The sequence below is a fragment of the Pseudomonas sp. 22082 genome, assembly GCF_052046055.1.
In the GTDB taxonomy this organism is placed as follows: Bacteria; Pseudomonadota; Gammaproteobacteria; order Pseudomonadales; family Pseudomonadaceae; genus Aquipseudomonas; species Aquipseudomonas pharyngis.
In genome coordinates, this window is the sequence record NZ_JBQEQB010000002.1 from 244,500 (window position 1) to 261,288 (window position 16,789).

Below are 16,789 nucleotides of genomic sequence, written 5' to 3' on the forward strand. Positions count from 1 at the left end.
GAGCGGGCTTGCTCGCGAATGCGGTCAATAATTCAACATTTCTTNCCCGCTCCCACAGGGGGAGAGGTGATCCTTAGCGCATGAAATGAATCTTGCCGCTGTCGTCATTGCCCATGTACATGCCATACACCCCGGCCTGGCGTTCCTCGATGTAGCGTTCGAGGATCTGCCGGATCGCCGGGTAGTAGATCTGCTCCCACGGGATGTCTTCGGGGGCGAAGAATTTGCAGGCGAGGGTTTCCGGGCCGTACTGGCCGGTGATCTCCAGCGCGAGGGCGCGGAAGATGATGTAGACCTCGCTGATCTTCGGCACGCTGAAGATCGAGTACGGCGAGACGATTTCCGCGCGTACGCCGCTTTCTTCCCAGACTTCGCGCAGGGCGGCCTGTTCGGTGGTTTCGCCGCTTTCCATGAAACCGGCGGGCAGGGTCCAGGTGCCGGGGCGCGGTGGGATCGCCCGTTGGCACAAGAGGTATTTGCCGTCCTGCTCGATGATGCAACCGGCGATGATTTTCGGGTTCACATAGTGGATGTAGCCGCAGCCGCGGCACATCAGGCGCTCGTGCGTATCGCCCGGCGGCACCTGCTGACCGAGGTCAGCGCCACCGCATTTCGGGCAAAAGCTCGGGCTGAACATGTCAGTGACCTATGCGCGGTTCTTTCAGCGCGATCGGCAGGGTGATTGGCGATGTGGCGCCGGTCTCTTCCTGTTTACGCTTGAGGTAATCAAGGGCCACGGCAGCCGCCGCGCGGACGTGATCGACGCACGCCTGATGCGCCGCCAGCGGATCGCCGCTCTTGATCGCCTCGACCATTTTTTCCATCTCGTGATTACTGGCGCCGCGCCGGTTTTCCTGGGACACCGACGTCGCGCGCAGGTAGCTGATGCGCGCCTGCAACTGACGCAGTTGAGTGGCCGCGACATGGTTGCCCGAGCCTTCCAGCAGGACGTCGTAGAAACCCTGTACCGAATCGATCACCTGTTGCAGCTCGCCGTCCTTGAGCGCCTTGCGGTTCTCGTCGAGGGCTTTTTCCAGGGCCTTGATGTCCTTGGCCTTGGCGCGCAGGGTAAACAGCTGGACGATCAGGCCTTCGAGCACGCAGCGCAGTTCATAGATGTCGACGGCATCGGCGAGGGTGATGATCGCCACGCGCGGCCCCTTGGCGTCGGCGAATTCCACCAGGCCTTCGGATTCCAGGTGACGCAAGGCTTCACGCACCGACGTACGGCTCACGCCCAGGCGATCGCACAGATCGCGCTCCACCAGGCGATCGCCCGGCAGCAGCTGGAAGTTCATGATGGCGCTTCGCAGTTTATCCAGCACGATTTCGCGCAGGGTGACGGGGTTGCGATTGACCTTGAAGCTGTCGTCGAGTGGCAGGCGTTTCATGGGGTCCGCTCTTTAAGGTGGCTGTCCATGCCAGACGGGCATCAAAACAGCCGAGGGGTTAACTGGAGGCCTCGGCGTCGGCTTCGGCGAAGGCTTCACGGGCGAGCCGGAAACTGTCCACGGCTGCCGGGACGCCGCAATAAATACCGACCTGAAGCAGAATTTCGCGTATTTGCTCACGACTCAGGCCGTTACGCAAGGCGCCGCGCACATGCAGTTTCAGTTCGTGCGGACGGTTGAGCGCCGAGATCATCGCCAGGTTGATCATGCTGCGCTCCTTGAGCGACAGGCCTTCACGTCCCCAGACGTGGCCCCAGCAGTATTCGGTGACCATTTCCTGCAGCGGGCGGGTGAAGTCGTCGGCATTCTCGATCGAGCGCTGCACATAGGCTTCGCCCAGCACCTGGGTGCGGATCTTCAGGCCCTTTTCATACTTCTCGCTACTCATAAATCCTCCAGTCACCACAATTCCCTTGTGGGAGCGGGNCATTCAACATAGGTGTCGGCTGACACGACGCCTTCGCGAGCAAGCCCGCTCCCACAGTGGGATTTGTGTGAATCTTTCAGGCCAGTGTCGGCAACGCGCCGAGCTTGCCCTTGTGATAAATCATCGGCGTCACCGGTTGCTCCGGCAGGATCAGGTTCTTCACTGCGCCAACGATGATCGCGTGGTCGCCGCCGTCGTATTCGCGCCACAACTCGCACTCGATGATCGCCGTGGCCTTGGCGAGGATCGGGTTACCGAGCTCGCTCAAATGCCACTCGATGCCGTTGGCCTTGTCCTTGCCTTTGCCGGCGAAGGCATAGGCCTCGGCGGTCTGGTCTGCGGACAGCAAATGGATCGCGAACTTCTTGCTGTCGCGCAGTACCGGGTAGGTGTCGGAGGCGTAGTTGGGGCAGAACAGCACCAGCGCCGGATCAATCGACAGCGCACTGAAGGCGCTGGCGGTGATGCCGACGATGCCACCGTCCGGGTCGAGGGTGGTGACCACCGTGACCCCGGACGGAAACGAGCTCATGACGTCTTTGTAAATGCCGGGTTCGATCATGTCGCAGGACTCCTAACGCATCACAAACGGATCAGGCATCGGCGCCTGGGAGAGGTTGATCCACACCGTTTTCAGTTCGGTGTAGGCCAGCACCGAATCGATGCCGCTTTCGCGTCCATAGCCACTGTTCTTGAAGCCGCCGATCGGTGCCATCGCCGACACCGCGCGGTAGGTGTTGACCCAGATAATCCCCGAGCGCACGTCCCGGGCCAGGCGATGGGCGCGGCCCAGATCGCGGGTCCAGATGCCGGCGGCGAGGCCGAACTGCGAGTCGTTGGCAATCGCCAGCGCTTCGGCTTCGTCCTTGAAACGGATCACCGAGGCCACCGGACCAAAGACTTCTTCCTGCATGATCTTCATCGAGTTGCGATCGCATTCGAACAGCGTCGGTTCGTAGAACCAGCCGTCACCCACGCCACTCGGACGCTTGCCACCCAGACGCAGGCGTGCACCTTCGGCAATCGCATCAGCCACCAGACCCTCCACCACCGCCAGTTGCTGCGCGGTGGCCATCGGGCCCATTTCGCTGCTGTCGTCCTGCGGGTTGCCGATGCGGATGCGCTGGGCGCGCTCCACCAGTCGGCCAACGAATTCGTCGTAGATTTCGTCCTGCACCAGCAGTCGCGAACCGGATACGCAGCTCTGACCGGACGCGGCGTAGATCCCGGCGATGGCGCCGTTGATCGCACTGTCGAGATCAGCGTCGGCAAAGATGATGTTCGGCGACTTGCCGCCCAGTTCCAGCGACAGCTTGGCAAAGTTCTCGGCGCTGCTGCGCACCACATGCCGGGCCGTGGCCGCGCCACCGGTGAAGGCGATCTTGCGGATCAGCGGATGACGGGTGAGGGCGGCGCCAGTGCTCGGGCCGTAGCCGGTGACAACGTTGACCACGCCCGGTGGAATCCCTGCTTCGAGGGCCAGACGCGCCAGCTCCAGAATGGTCGCCGAGGCATGCTCGGACGGTTTGATCACGATGGTGTTGCCCGCCGCCAGCGCCGGCGCCAGTTTGATCGCGGTCAGGTAAAGCGGGCTGTTCCAGGGAATGATCGCGGCGACCACGCCCATGGCTTCGTGCACGGTGTAGGCGAACAGATCGGGCTTGTCCAGCGGCAGGGTGCCGCCTTCGAGCTTGTCGGCGAGGCCGGCGGTGTAGTGGAAGAACTCCGGCAGATAACCGACCTGACCGCGGGTTTCGCGGATCAGTTTGCCGTTGTCGCGGCTTTCCAGCTGCGCCAGTTGCTCCTTGTTTTCAGCGATCAGGTCACCGAGCCGACGCAGCAGTTTGCCGCGCGCGGTGGCGGTCAAACCACGCCATGCCGGGCTGTCGAAGGCGGTCTGTGCGGCTTGCACGGCGCGTTCGACGTCGGCCTCATCTGCGTCGGGCAATTCGGCCCAGGGTTCGGCCAGCGCCGGGTTGAGGCTTTCGAAAGTCTTGCCGGAGAGGGCGTCGACCCATTCTCCGCCGATGCACATCTGGAAGCGTGCGAGCGTCATGCAACGATCCCCTTTATATGGTTTTGTCGGGCGTATGCGGTGTCGAGAAATTCCAGCAGCGTCTGGTTTACCAGCCGTGGCGACTCTACCGGCATCATATGCCGTTGCTCGGGCAGCACGGCAACCTTCGCGCCGGGAATGCGCGCGGCCAGTTGCTCGGCCATTTCCGGGGTCGATCCGGGGTCCAGCTCGCCGGTGGCGATCAGCGTCGGCGCCTGGATGCTGCCCAGGTCGTCGGCGCGGTACATGTCCTGGGTGGCGAACAGTTCATAGGTGGTCAGATAGCCTTGCGGATCATTGCCGGCCAGGGTCTGGCGGATCGCAGCGATCTGCGCCGGGTTGGCCGCCTGATATTCACGGCTGAACCAGCGCGACAGCGCCGCTTCGGCATTCGCGTCCGGCCCGTGTTCGGCAGCCTGCGCGGTACGGGCGATAACCCCGGCGCGCTGCTCCTCGCTGCGGTTGAACACGCTGTTGAGCACCACCAGGCTTTTCAGGCGTTCCGGGTAATGCAAGGCAAACGCCCGCGCCACCAGACCGCCCATGGAAAACCCGATCACCGACGCCTCGGGCAATTGCAGGTGGTCAAGCAGCTCCAGCAACTGATCAGCGTAACCGAGCAGGGCGGTGCCGTTGGCCGGTCGCGGGCTGGCGCCATGGCCGAGCATGTCGTAGGCGATCACCCGGTATTGCGTGGCCAGGCCAACGATCTGGCCGCCCCACATTTCTTTGTTCAGGCCTACGCCGTGGATCAACACCACGGGTTGGCCAACGCCTGTCGCCAGATAACTGGTGCCGGCCGGGGTGAGTTCAGCGGTGAGCCGAATCATGGAGCGCTCCTGCAATGCCTTTTTTATTGTGGTTACTGGGCTTTTTCGGCGGCCAGTTCTTCCAGATCGATGTAGCGGTTGCCGATGCGCGGGTGCAGGCGACCACCGTCGGCGCAACCGAGCACCACGACGATTTCGTCGGCGCGCGGGGCGTCTTCGATCTGCATTTCCAGGGTGATGTAGTGCGAGCGCAGGCCTTCGTCGTCCTTGTGCATCATCGGAATCTGAATCGAAGTGCCCGGACCGCCGCGCTTGTTGGTGAAGCTCAGGTAGCTCTTGGCCTTGACCGCTTCGCGGTAGTGGTTGCCGAAGCGCAGGGTGTGGATCACCGCCGACGCGTGTTCGATTTCGCCATCGGCACCGACCACCGCGGCTTTGCCGTAAGCCTCGATCTTCTCGGCGCCGCCGATGATCCCCACCAGACGCTCGACCATCATCGCGCCGAGATCCGAACAATTGGCGCGGATCTGCGGCTTGAGGTCTTCGACAAACCCATTGCCGACCCACGGGTTCTTCATCACGACGGCCAGGCCGACCATGGTCACCGGGGTGTCGGACGCCTTGCCGCCTTCAATGAAGGTCTCTTCGACATAGCTGACGATCTTGCGAATTTCGAAACTCATGAGCTGCTCCGTAGGGGATAAAGAGTGTCTGTGCGTCTGATGGTATACCATAATACCGATCGTGCAAGTCCCCCTCGCAAGAATCCCCGCCATCAGTCGGACGAACGCCCGCGCATTCAGCCGCCGCTGAAGTCCCTTTCGGTTAACAAAAGATAACGTTGCGCCGATTGTCAGACGTTTCGAATGCCCGATAGGATGAGCCAGCTTCCGAAGGGGCTCTGGACAGCGGGTTTCAGGACTATGCTTGTGACCAGGCAGTCACCGTGAGCACCCTTGCGGCGCCCTTAAGGTCCATGACCAACAATAATAAACAGGGGAAGGTCTATGAGTCGTTGCCGCCCGCCGGCGTTACGCAACACCGCGTTGCTGGCCACAGCACTCTCTCTGCTGGGCTTTGCCACATTGTCGGCGCCGGTTCTCGCCGCCGAAGCGCCAGCCGACGTGGTCTATTCCACCGAATCGGCCAAGGCCTCGAAAAGCCTGATGCTCGATGTCGTTCACGCCGGAACCCGGCTGGTGGCGGTCGGGGATCGCGGGCACATTCTCTATTCCGACGACCAGGGCAAGACCTGGACCCAGGCCAAGGTGCCGAGCCGCCAGTTGCTGACCGCCGTGTATTTCGTCGATGACAAGCACGGCTGGGCCGTCGGCCACGACGCGCAGATTCTCGCCAGCGAAGACGGCGGTCAGACCTGGACCAAACAGTTCGAAGACCTCAAGCGCGAATCGCCGCTGCTCGACGTCTGGTTCAAGGACGTCAACAGCGGCCTGGCGGTGGGTGCCTACGGCGCGCTGCTGGAAACCACCGACGGCGGCAAAAACTGGGAAGACGTCAGTGACCGCCTCGACAATGAAGACCAGTTCCACCTCAACGCCATCGGCGCGGTAAAAGACGCCGGTCTGTTCATCGTTGGCGAATCGGGCAGCATGTTCCGCTCCGCCGACTGGGGCCAGACCTGGGAAAAACTCGAAGGCCCGTACGAAGGCTCGCTGTTCGGCGTGATCGGCACGGCGCAGCCGCAAACCCTGCTGGCCTATGGTCTGCGCGGCAACCTGTACCGCTCCACCGATTTCGGCAGCACCTGGGAACAGGTCGAACTGAAAGCCGCGCGCGGTTCGCTGGAGTTCGGCCTGTCCGGTGCCACACTGCTTGCGGACGGCTCCATCGTCATCGTCGGCAACGGCGGCTCGGTGGTCAGCAGCAGCGACAACGGCGAAACCTTCAGCGTGTTCAACCGTCCGGATCGCATCTCGCTGTCGTCGGTCACCGCCGCCGGCAACGGCAATCTGATCCTGAGCGGGCAGGGTGGCGTTCGGGTCACTTCGCCGAACGGCGCCGAGCTGGGCAAATGAGCCGAATCAATAATAAGAAGGCGGGGCTATGACTTCCTTGAGCACTCATCATCAGGACAAGGCGACGTTTCTCGAGCGCCTGATCTTCAACAACCGCCCGGCAGTGATCGTGATCTGCCTGCTGGTCAGCATTTTCCTGTTCTGGCAGGCCACGCTGATCCGTCCGTCCACCAGTTTCGAAAAGATGATCCCGCTCAAGCATCCGTTCATTGAAAAAATGATGGAGCACCGCAACGATCTGGCGAACCTGGGCAACACCGTGCGCATTTCGGTGGAAGCGAAGGACGGCGACATCTTCTCCAGGGAGTACATGGAGACCCTGCGCCAGATCAACGACGAGGTGTTCTACATCTCCGGCGTCGACCGTTCCGGCCTCAAGTCGCTGTGGAGCCCGAGCGTGCGCTGGACCGAAGTGACCGAGGAAGGTTTTGCCGGCGGCGAAGTGATCCCGCAGAGCTACAACGGATCCCAGGACAGCCTCGATCTGCTGCGCAACAACGTGCTCAAGTCCGGCCAGGTCGGGCGTCTGGTGGCCAACGACTTCAAGTCGAGCATCGTCGACATCCCGCTGCTGGAGTCCTACCCGGACCCGCAGGATCAGGGCAAGCTGCTGGCGCTGGACTATCGCCAGTTCTCCCACGAGCTCGAAGACAAGATCCGCAACAAGTTCGAAGCGCAGAACCCCAACGTCAAGATCCACATCGTCGGTTTCGCCAAGAAGGTCGGTGACCTGATCGACGGCCTGGTGATGGTGGTGATGTTCTTCGGCATTGCCTTCGTCATCACCCTGATCCTGCTGCTGTGGTTCACCAACTGCCTGCGCAGCACCGTGGCGGTGTTGAGCACCACACTGGTGGCGGTGATCTGGCAGCTCGGGCTGATGCACTTCTTCGGCTTCGGCCTCGATCCGTATTCGATGCTGGTGCCATTCCTGATTTTCGCCATCGGCATTTCCCACGGCGTGCAGAAAATCAACGGGATCGCCCTGCAATCTGGTGAGGCGGACAACGCCCTGACGGCCGCACGGCGGACCTTCCGTCAATTGTTCCTACCGGGGATGATCGCGATTCTGGCGGACGCCGTCGGCTTCATCACGCTGCTGATCATCGACATCGGGGTGATCCGCGAGCTGGCCATCGGCGCCTCCATCGGTGTGGCGGTGATTGTGTTCACCAACCTGATCCTGCTGCCGGTGGCGATTTCCTATGTCGGCATCAGCAAGCGCGCCATCGCCAAGAGCAAGAAGGACGCGCACCGCGAGCATCCGTTCTGGCGCCTGCTGTCGAACTTCGCCAACCCGAAAGTCGCCCCAATCTCCATCGCTTTGGCGCTGGTCGCCTTCGGTGGCGGCCTCTGGTACAGCCAGAACCTGAAGATCGGCGACCTCGACCAGGGCGCGCCGGAACTGCGTCCGGACTCGCGCTACAACAAGGACAACAACTTCATCATCAATAACTACTCGACCAGCTCCGATGTGCTGGTGGTGATGGTCAAGACCAAGTCCGAAGGCTGCTCGCGTTATGAAGCCATGGCGCCGATCGACGAGCTGATGTGGAAGATGCAGAACACCGAGGGCGTGCAGTCGGCGATCTCGCTGGTGACCGTGTCCAAGCAGATGATCAAGGGCATGAACGAGGGCAACCTGAAATGGGAAACCCTGTCGCGCAACCCGGACGTGCTGAACAACTCCATCGCCCGGGCCGACGGCCTGTACAACAACAGTTGCTCGCTGGCGCCGGTGCTGGTGTTCCTCAACGACCACAAGGCCGAAACCCTGGATCGCGCGGTGCATGCGGTGCAGGACTTCGCCAAGGAAAACAACAAGGAAGGCCTGGAATTCATCCTCGCCGCCGGTAACGCCGGCATCGAAGCGGCCACCAACGAGGTGATCAAGAAGTCCGAGCTGACCATTCTGATCCTGGTGTACATCTGCGTGGCGGTGATGTGCATGATCACCTTCCGCTCGTGGGCGGCGACCCTGTGCATCGTGTTGCCGCTGGTGCTGACTTCGGTGCTGGGCAACGCGCTGATGGCGTTCATGGGTATTGGCGTGAAAGTTGCGACGCTGCCGGTGGTGGCGCTGGGCGTGGGGATCGGCGTGGACTACGGCATCTACATCTACAGCCGTCTGGAAAGTTTCCTGCGTGCCGGTTTGCCGTTGCAGGAAGCCTATTACCAGACCCTGAAATCCACCGGTAAGGCGGTGCTGTTCACCGGCCTGTGCCTGGCCATTGGTGTGTGCACCTGGATCTTCTCGGCGATCAAGTTCCAGGCCGACATGGGCCTGATGCTGACCTTCATGCTGCTGTGGAACATGTTCGGTGCGCTGTGGCTGCTGCCGGCGTTGGCGAAGTTCCTGATCAAGCCGGAGAAGCTGGCGGGGCAGAAGGGCAATTCATTGTTCGCGCACTGATGACAGGCTGAGAAGAAAAGCCGCAACCTTGGGTTGCGGCTTTTTTCATCCTGTCAGCGCGGCTCCACCGGCAGGAAAACGTTCTCCGCCAATTCGTCGCTGATTCTTCCTTTGTGAATGTCGATTTTCTGCTGCGCACTCTTGGCTTTCAACATGGCCGACTCATAGGTTTCATAGCGATCTTCCCTGGTCTTCAAATGAGCACGGGTGTAGTTGCTCTTCTCGTCCGTGGCGTTTGCGTAATGAAAGTGTCCGTACCACACAGGTTTTTCTTGCTGATCGAGCAATACGTATTCCTGCATGAAGTCTTTCCGACCGGTTTTCAACTGGACCCGATTGCCAGTCATCCGGACGTAAACCGAGTTGTTCTGCAGCAGATACGCCACCCCCTCGCTGGTCGGTGGTCTGGCCAGGGTCATCTGTGTGCGAATTTCAGTCGCCATGGTTTCAAGCACATTCGCTTTGGCCCGTAATCTGCTGATCAGATCCACATCCTGCTCTTGATTGAGCGGAGCACGTTCATGGTGCTCGAGTTTGTCCGCAAAATCCGTCAGTTTCCGTGCTTCGCGCTGTATCTGCTCTTCAATTTCCTTGGGATAAGTCGCTCGTAGAGCGTACCCCTCGATTTTATGAACCTGCTTGTCTACATTGGCCAAGGCCTTGCGGGCATCGCCCTTGAGTTGCGGGTAGGGCGTCACTGGTGCAGCGGGCTGCGGCTGCTCAGGCGCGACGATTTCCTCCCAGACATTCGGTTGATTTTCACGGAAAGATAACAGTGCGCTGTCTTCCATAGGACCTTTGACGTCGACAATGTCTGCGCCCTGGTCGCCAACCCGAGCACGCAAGTCACCGATCAGGGCGCCTTTGGTGTTGGTTTTGATGACCCTCTTGCGACTTGCTCTTGGCGCTGGCGGTCTGATGGGAGGACGGTTGATGTTGGCCGACGTGCCAGGCGTGTCCTCCGGTTCCGGCGAGCTTTGCAGTTCGTCAGCCAGACGACGTTCGGCATCGATACGCAATTCGCCAGCGATCTCGCGCAGACGATTGAAGTAGGTGGGTTGCAACTCGTCGCCATGGAAAATGCCGATACCTTCCAGCGCGTCCTGTGCCAGGCCATAGCGAACGACCAGGTTATCAAACACCGCAATACGATCAGCGCTGTCACGGATTTCCGCGCCTTGCAGGTCGGCATGCGAACGAGACAGTAACACCAACGGGTCGACGGCATCGTCCAGCCCAAGAACCGACTGCAAACCCCACGTCTTGACACTCAGCGGACGCAGGATTTGCAGCTGGAATGCTTTGAGCTGCACGGGCGACAGCTCTTTCCCAGCACGGTTGGCTGTCAATTGCTCCCAGGCGGTGAGTCCCAGACGAGGTATCTCTTTCAACTCCAGCAGTAGTCTGTCCACTTCCTCGTACTGCTTGATCATGGTTTCGTTGATGTCGGACGTCTCCCGCAGGAAATCGAGGTAGCGGACTCTCGTGGCGGCGTTTCCTGTCAGTAGCGTTTCGGCAACCTGGCGGGCATTCCGGTTGAATTCGGTATAACGACGCAGCATCGCTTGGCGTTCCAGATCAGCCAGAACATTGCGTTTGCGCACATTGTTGATGCTGTTCTGCAGCAGAGTCGTAATCCCGGAATATTCAGGATCGATTTTTTTCAGTGCTGCAATTTCCTTCTTTTCAGCGATCTGCGATATGTAGGTGGCGGTCTGTTTTTCCAGCTCACGGTCGTACGCTTTCCTGGATTTTGCGCGTGTTTCTTCAGCGGCGGCAGGCAGGTCTTGTTGTCGCCTCATCACCTGTTCAGCGATGTCCACCGCTTTTTGCACCTGTTCCTGTTGATTGATGAACGCAGCGTAATTGTCATCAAGAACTTTAATGCGATCCTGTACGGCCTTTCGTTGAGCCTGAATCCTCGACTTGGGCCCGCCGCCGGCCAGCCTCAAACCCCGGTCGAGTTTCCATTGACCGTTCTCGTTGCTTTTCAGCTGGATGCCTGGTTTATCTTTAAGGTCCAGATACACCTCGCCGAAACCCTCGACAATGCGCACAGGAACCAGCAGACCCGCCACGCTGGCGTGCCATTGGTTATCGATCCGGTACAAGCCTTTGAAGGCCCCGGTTGCCATAGGCTCCGGCAACGGAGCAGGCCACGGCACGTGTACCTCCTGCAACTGTTTCCACCAACTGGCCGGTATTGAACCTCGGGCGGTCGACAGGTGGAAATCCAATGGCGTATTGATCGGGGCGGCGGAGGGTAACGCCGCAGCATCCTGATGGATGACGGTATCGAGCGGCATCGGGAATGAAGTGGACGGATGACGCAACGGTTCAAGCTGTATCGGGGCGAGTTTTTCTGCGCGGTGGGACACCGAAGCCGTACCCGCATCCTTGGCAACATGCAGCAGCACCAGGCCGATGTTCAATAGCAGATCGGTCCATGCCAGATTCCGGGCAACGGCATCATCGCTGTCCAGTGCCGGCAGGTCGTTGATCAGGCTGTGGGTGAGTTGCAACATCCAGCCGACCATCATGGCGGGTCCGTCCAGTGGCAATAGCAAGACGTTGAAGATCAACCACGCGCCCTCCAGGATGATCGCCCAGCGACTTTCCGAATCGGATACCGATTGCTGATCGGCAAGTTGAATCAGTGCTTGAGCGTTACTGACGAACAGGCTGGACAACACGCGATTTCCTTCGACGGCCTTCAACCAATCCGCTGCCGCGGCATCGCTCACGAGAATTGCTGGCGCAGGTTTTTCGAACGGTGTGAAATCGTCGCCGATATGAAAATGGCTGATGTGTGGCTCATTGAAACCATTATTGGCGTAGATCGGCCTTGCACGATCGGTCAGCCACGCCAGCACACTGTCCTGTAGCGGCCCGGCCAGGCAAATAGCCTTGAGCAGATCGGCACGGCTAGCGAATTGCTGCAGGGCAGGGGCATACAGCGGGCGATAAAGGATGCGCGGGCCTTCAGCATTCAAGTCTTTGGGTTCGATCACAAACATGTTGGCGACCACATCGCAGGCCGCGTCTGCTTTGCGTTGAAACGCCAATGGTCTGAGGACAATCGCCTGCTCATCAACAATGCGTTCGGCGGCCGTGCTTTTCGTCAGCGCATTGACGTAGCGGTAGCCCTGCCGGTTGAAGCCGTGTTCGCCGCGGATCGAATGTTCGAGCGCCTGCAACGGTAACTGAACGGCCAATTCCAGCGCGAACAATCGTTCGCGCTCGCGCGCTTCGGGACTATCGCCCAGCAGCAGACCATTGAGCTGTTCGGGATAATGTTTACCGATATCGACGCGCTTCACCAGGCTCAGTAAATACGCTTCTGTGGTCCAGTCCTGAATCAGTTGATTGCCCGTATGGCGAATGGTCATGCGTCCTTTGGGTTTGCCCGAAAGATTCTTGATCGCCAGTTCCGTCAGCGACATTTTCACTTTCTCGATATAGCCACTGCCCAGGTCTCCGACCGGCACGTGGAAGGTCAACTCCAGTTCATCGGAGTTGTAACCGGGGGCCAGCGGTTGATCTTCCAGCATCTGCTTGTGCAATGCCTTTTGGGCATAGGTGTAGATGTTGTCGATGCCATCGCTGAACGATCGTCCCTGGTTTTTATGTCTTAGACTGGCGAGCGCCAGCACGTGTTGCCGGTAGGCCATGCGATCCGTAGCGCTCGCCGTTTGCAACCACTGCGGCAGGGACGCCTGAATCGGTTCCAGATGCGGCGAACCGGGTTGCGGATCGCTGAAATTGCGGGCGATATCGGTGATCGCGTCGACGCGCTTTTGCAGTTCCTCCAGGCTTTGGTGGGCAGGCAGTTTGAGTGCCGCCAGATTTTCCAGCTGTTGATTGAGCATCAAGGCTGCTTGGGTATCGAAGAGGTTGCCGTCGGGTTCGAAACGCTGCCAGGTCACGGTGTCGACCGCAAAGTCCTGCTGAAAACGCTTGGCCCAGTCCAGACCGAAAGCGTCCAGCGATGTGTAGGCTTTGACGCTGCCGGTCACACTGCACAGCAGATGAGTCTGGGCGCAGCTGACCAGCAGATCGGGCGTTTGCACGATGGCGGAAACCGAGCCTTTGCTCAGTTTTGTCTGAACCGTACAGGCTTGAATCACCCCGCCCGACCAAGGCTTTTGCAAGCGGACCTGACGATCTGGACGGTTGGCCAGTTCCGTCAATACCGCGGCCTGTGATGCATCAAGGTCCGTGTGACGGATCGCGGCGGTTTGCAGTTCCCCGGCGAGAAGGTCGCCGAGCCACTGCCAACGGCTGCTTCCTGTGTGATTGTCGTCATTCCAGTAGGCGGTCAGGGATTGCTGCAAGCTGATGTACAAAATCTGCGGCAGCTCGAGAATCACGTCGGCGACGACCTGCATGTCAGGAAAACGCAGGGAGGTTTCGCTGACGCGCAGCCACTTGGGCACTTGGTTGGTAAGGAAACAGCCGAAACCATGTTGTTCACCAAGGTCGAGCTTCACGCCGCTGGCAAGGTATTCCAATACCTCATCAAGCAGCAGCGACAGGCGCCAGGAGACGTTGGGGGTGGGCTGGGCAATTCTGGTTCGATAAGGGTCGAAGTCAAGGTCAGGGTACTTTTCCAGCAAGCCTTCATTGAGCAGGCGAGCGGTTTGCGAGCGTAATGTCGGTCGGTCGGGAAACCGGGCGTTGACGGCGCGCGCAATGATATCGGTTGTACCGGGTGTACCGGGTGCAGCGGGAGCAGGCAGTGTTGGCATGATGCAATCCTTGGCATGTTTAGGATTGCTCACAGTAAAACGGCAGATTTTCAACGTGCGGTATCTGGATATCGCCCATCAGACGGTCAATATCGGTATGTTCAGCGCCCCCACTCATCTGCGCACGCGGGCACCGCTGCAGGGATTACGAGGGTTCGCTGCCGAGCACGACATTCAGTGCACTGCGCGCATCATCCAGCTGCACCAACGTCGCATGCCGGGCCCCCAACGCATCACGATTCTCGATCGCCGTCAGAATCGCCTTATGCCGCGGTAACGCCAACTCATGCAGATTCGGCCGTTGATTGGAATGCTTCAATGCCTCGGCAATCGCCACCGCGAGCATGTTGCACAGGTTCGCCAGCAAATCGTTGTGGGTCGCGTCGGCAATCCGGCTGTGAAAGTCCAGATCCGGCTGCAGCAACGCCTCAGGCGTTGGGGCCGCTTCCATGCGCTGGTAAGCCTCGGCAATCGACGCAATGTCGGCATCGGTCGCATGCTGGGCGGCGAGGGCGGCGGCGGCCGGTTCGATGATGCTGCGCACACTGGTCAGGACGTTGAAGAACTCGTTCTGCGGGCTGCTTTGCATCAACCAGTGCAATACGTCCGGGTCGAGCATGTGCCATTCGCGGCGCGGCTTGACCACGGTGCCGACGCGGGGTTTGGAATACACCAGGCCCTTGGCGACCAGCACTCGCGTGGCTTCGCGCAACACCGGCCGGCTGACCGCGTACTCCTCGCAGAGCAGGGCTTCGGCGGGCAGTTTGTCGCAGGGCAGAAAACGTCCGGAAACAATCTGCATGCCCAGTTCCTGGACGATGCGCGAGTGCATGCTTTTACGGTCGGAAGGTTTGCGGTAATCCATAGGGAGTGGCGCGATCCTGAGCGATGGAGATGCCGCGCATCATAGCAATGTGGGAGCGAGCCTGCTCGCGATAGCGGTGTATCAGTCAACATGAATATCAACTGACAGATCGCCATCGCCAGCAGGCTGGCTCCCACAAGGGGATGGCGGTTTTAGTGGGAGTGGCGCGGGACTTCAGCCCCTCGGCAACCAACGAGGAAGTCGAAATCGCAACCCTGATCCGCCTGCAGCACATGGTCGATGTACAACTGACGATACCCACCCACCAACAGCTGCTGCGGCGGTTGCAGATCCGCCATGCGCGCCGCCAGTTCCGCGTCCGGAATATCCAGATGCAAACGCCCGCTGGCGCAGTCCAGCTCGATCCAGTCGCCTTCCTTCACCGCCGCCAAAGGCCCGCCGGCCGCCGCTTCCGGAGCTACGTGCAAGACAACGGTGCCATACGCGGTGCCGCTCATCCGTGCGTCGGAGATGCGCACCATGTCGGTCACTCCCTGCGCCAGCAGCTTGGCCGGCAAACCCATGTTGCCGACTTCGGCCATGCCCGGATAACCCTTCGGCCCGCAGTTCTTCATCACCAGAATCGAGTCCGCATCGACGTCCAGTTCCGGGTCGTTGATCCGCGCCTTGTACATGTCGAAGTTCTCGAACACGACGGCGCGGCCACGGTGTTGCATCAGTTCCGGCGTGGCGGCTGACGGCTTGAGCACCGCGCCCAGTGGCGCCAGGTTGCCGCGCAACACGCAGATGCCGCCGTCGGCGCGGATCGGGTTGTCGAGGGTGCGGATCACTTCGTCTTCACCGTAGATCGGTGCGTCCTTGGTGTTCTCGCCGATGGATTTGCCGTTGACGGTCAATGCATTTGGATTGGGAATCAGATTGGCCTCACCGAGGCGGCGCAGCACGGCCGGCAAACCGCCCGCGTAGTAGAACTCCTCCATCAGGAAACGCCCGGACGGTTGCAGGTCGACGATGGTCGGCATGCCGCGACCGATGCGCGTCCAGTCGTCCAGATCCAGCTCGACGCCGATGCGCCCGGCGATGGCTTTGAGGTGGATTACCGCGTTGGTCGAACCGCCAATGGCCGCGTTGACCCGGATCGCGTTTTCGAAGGCTTCCTTGGTCAGGATCTTCGACAGTTTCAGATCCTCACGAACCATCTCCACCGCGCGCATGCCGGACATGTGCGCCAGCACATAACGCCGCGCATCCACTGCCGGAATCGCCGCGTTGTGCGGCAGGGACGTGCCCAGTGCTTCGGCCATGCAAGCCATGGTCGACGCGGTGCCCATGGTGTTGCAGGTGCCGGCCGAGCGAGACATGCCGCCCTCGGCCGCCAGGAAATCGTCAATCGTGATGGTGCCGGCCTTGACCTGTTCGCTGAGCTGCCAGACCACGGTGCCGGAACCGATGTCCTTGCCCTTGTGCTTGCCGTTGAGCATCGGCCCGCCGGTGACAACGATCGCCGGCACGTCGCAACTGGCCGCGCCCATCAGCAGGGCCGGGGTGGTCTTGTCGCAACCGGTCAGCAGCACCACGCCGTCAATCGGGTTGCCGCGAATCGCTTCCTCGACGTCCATGCTCGCCAGGTTGCGGGTGAGCATGGCGGTCGGGCGCAGGTTCGATTCGCCATTGGAGAACACCGGGAATTCCACCGGGAAGCCGCCAGCCTCGATCACTCCGCGTTTGACGTGTTCCGCGATCTGGCGGAAGTGCGCGTTGCACGGGGTCAGTTCCGACCAGGTGTTGCAGATGCCGATGATCGGCTTGCCGTGAAACTGATGGTCGGCGATGCCCTGATTCTTCATCCAGCTGCGGTACATGAAGCCGTTCTTGTCGGCCGTGCCAAACCATTGGGCGGAGCGCAGGGTGGGTTTCTTATCAGACATGATCGATTCTCTTATTGTAAGACTATTGTTTGCGAGCTTTGACTAAACATAAGCGCAAAATCGCCGGTTTGGAAGTGTTGTTGCGTAATTAGTATTACTATATAGTCGATTTCGACGGAGGGATGGCCCTGGCG

At 60.2% G+C, this 16,789-nt stretch carries 12 protein-coding genes; 2 read left to right on the top strand and 10 right to left on the bottom strand.

Annotated features, from left to right (window positions below):
* Positions 1–73 precede the first annotated feature (73 nt).
* The 7 genes from ACTJK9_RS03670 to ACTJK9_RS03700 form a co-directional block, all read right to left on the bottom strand.
* Positions 74–637 carry an NUDIX hydrolase gene (locus tag ACTJK9_RS03670; RefSeq protein ID WP_007957402.1) on the bottom strand — a complete coding sequence of 188 codons (564 nt, stop codon included), beginning with the start codon at positions 635–637 and terminating at the stop codon, positions 74–76.
* 1 nt (position 638) lies between these two features.
* Positions 639–1,391, bottom strand: a complete 753-nt coding sequence (locus ACTJK9_RS03675) for a GntR family transcriptional regulator (RefSeq protein ID WP_440812195.1) — start codon at positions 1,389–1,391, stop codon at positions 639–641.
* A 58-nt stretch (positions 1,392–1,449) separates the two neighbouring features.
* Positions 1,450–1,839 (bottom strand): carboxymuconolactone decarboxylase family protein, encoded by a 390-nt coding sequence (locus ACTJK9_RS03680; protein ID WP_085610544.1) that lies wholly within the window; start codon positions 1,837–1,839, stop codon positions 1,450–1,452.
* A 115-nt stretch (positions 1,840–1,954) separates the two neighbouring features.
* A complete protein-coding gene (locus ACTJK9_RS03685) occupies positions 1,955–2,440 on the bottom strand; it encodes a flavin reductase family protein (protein WP_085610543.1) in 486 nt (161 codons plus the stop codon).
* 12 nt (positions 2,441–2,452) lie between these two features.
* Positions 2,453–3,934 carry an aldehyde dehydrogenase gene (locus ACTJK9_RS03690; protein ID WP_440812197.1) on the bottom strand — a complete coding sequence of 494 codons (1,482 nt, stop codon included), beginning with the start codon at positions 3,932–3,934 and terminating at the stop codon, positions 2,453–2,455.
* The gene (locus tag ACTJK9_RS03695) at positions 3,931–4,764 is read right to left on the bottom strand and encodes an alpha/beta fold hydrolase (RefSeq protein WP_236188888.1); all 834 of its coding nucleotides are present in this window, start codon (positions 4,762–4,764) and stop codon (positions 3,931–3,933) included. Before ACTJK9_RS03695 ends, ACTJK9_RS03690 begins: the two co-directional genes overlap by 4 nt.
* Positions 4,765–4,796: 32 nt before the next feature.
* On the bottom strand, positions 4,797–5,387 hold the full coding sequence (locus ACTJK9_RS03700) for an amino acid synthesis family protein (RefSeq protein WP_007957412.1): 591 nt from the start codon (positions 5,385–5,387) through the stop codon (positions 4,797–4,799).
* Positions 5,388–5,711: 324 nt separating this feature from the next.
* On the opposite strand from ACTJK9_RS03700, the gene ACTJK9_RS03705 reads away from it, so the two are divergent.
* Together ACTJK9_RS03705 and ACTJK9_RS03710 are read left to right on the top strand one after the other, a co-directional pair.
* On the top strand, positions 5,712–6,740 hold the full coding sequence (locus ACTJK9_RS03705) for a WD40/YVTN/BNR-like repeat-containing protein (protein WP_440812201.1): 1,029 nt from the start codon (positions 5,712–5,714) through the stop codon (positions 6,738–6,740).
* Between the two features lie 28 nt (positions 6,741–6,768).
* Positions 6,769–9,153 carry an efflux RND transporter permease subunit gene (locus ACTJK9_RS03710; RefSeq protein ID WP_221397525.1) on the top strand — a complete coding sequence of 795 codons (2,385 nt, stop codon included), beginning with the start codon at positions 6,769–6,771 and terminating at the stop codon, positions 9,151–9,153.
* 53 nt (positions 9,154–9,206) lie between these two features.
* Here the strand turns inward: ACTJK9_RS03710 and ACTJK9_RS03715 are convergent, their stop codons facing one another.
* The 3 genes from ACTJK9_RS03715 to ACTJK9_RS03725 all read right to left on the bottom strand — a co-directional run bounded on the left by ACTJK9_RS03715 (position 9,207) and on the right by ACTJK9_RS03725 (position 16,655).
* Positions 9,207–13,901, bottom strand: coding sequence for a dermonecrotic toxin domain-containing protein (locus ACTJK9_RS03715; RefSeq protein WP_440812205.1), 4,695 nt, complete (start codon positions 13,899–13,901; stop codon positions 9,207–9,209).
* A 145-nt stretch (positions 13,902–14,046) separates the two neighbouring features.
* Positions 14,047–14,766: a FadR/GntR family transcriptional regulator gene (locus ACTJK9_RS03720; RefSeq protein ID WP_440812208.1), complete on the bottom strand. Its 720-nt coding sequence runs from the start codon at positions 14,764–14,766 to the stop codon at positions 14,047–14,049.
* Positions 14,767–14,918: 152 nt separating this feature from the next.
* Complete coding sequence (locus ACTJK9_RS03725) at positions 14,919–16,655, bottom strand: IlvD/Edd family dehydratase (protein ID WP_064380416.1); 1,737 nt, start codon at positions 16,653–16,655, stop codon at positions 14,919–14,921.
* Between the last annotated feature and the right edge of the window lie 134 nt (positions 16,656–16,789).

Coding starts and splice junctions, on each gene's coding strand:
- ACTJK9_RS03670 (WP_007957402.1), bottom strand. CDS start 637: ATGTTCAGCCCGAGCTTTTGCCCGAAATGCGGTGGCGCTGACCTCGGT.
- ACTJK9_RS03675 (WP_440812195.1), bottom strand. CDS start 1,391: ATGAAACGCCTGCCACTCGACGACAGCTTCAAGGTCAATCGCAACCCC.
- ACTJK9_RS03680 (WP_085610544.1), bottom strand. CDS start 1,839: ATGAGTAGCGAGAAGTATGAAAAGGGCCTGAAGATCCGCACCCAGGTG.
- ACTJK9_RS03685 (WP_085610543.1), bottom strand. CDS start 2,440: ATGATCGAACCCGGCATTTACAAAGACGTCATGAGCTCGTTTCCGTCC.
- ACTJK9_RS03690 (WP_440812197.1), bottom strand. CDS start 3,934: ATGACGCTCGCACGCTTCCAGATGTGCATCGGCGGAGAATGGGTCGAC.
- ACTJK9_RS03695 (WP_236188888.1), bottom strand. CDS start 4,764: ATGATTCGGCTCACCGCTGAACTCACCCCGGCCGGCACCAGTTATCTG.
- ACTJK9_RS03700 (WP_007957412.1), bottom strand. CDS start 5,387: ATGAGTTTCGAAATTCGCAAGATCGTCAGCTATGTCGAAGAGACCTTC.
- ACTJK9_RS03705 (WP_440812201.1), top strand. CDS start 5,712: ATGAGTCGTTGCCGCCCGCCGGCGTTACGCAACACCGCGTTGCTGGCC.
- ACTJK9_RS03710 (WP_221397525.1), top strand. CDS start 6,769: ATGACTTCCTTGAGCACTCATCATCAGGACAAGGCGACGTTTCTCGAG.
- ACTJK9_RS03715 (WP_440812205.1), bottom strand. CDS start 13,901: ATGCCAACACTGCCTGCTCCCGCTGCACCCGGTACACCCGGTACAACC.
- ACTJK9_RS03720 (WP_440812208.1), bottom strand. CDS start 14,766: ATGGATTACCGCAAACCTTCCGACCGTAAAAGCATGCACTCGCGCATC.
- ACTJK9_RS03725 (WP_064380416.1), bottom strand. CDS start 16,655: ATGTCTGATAAGAAACCCACCCTGCGCTCCGCCCAATGGTTTGGCACG.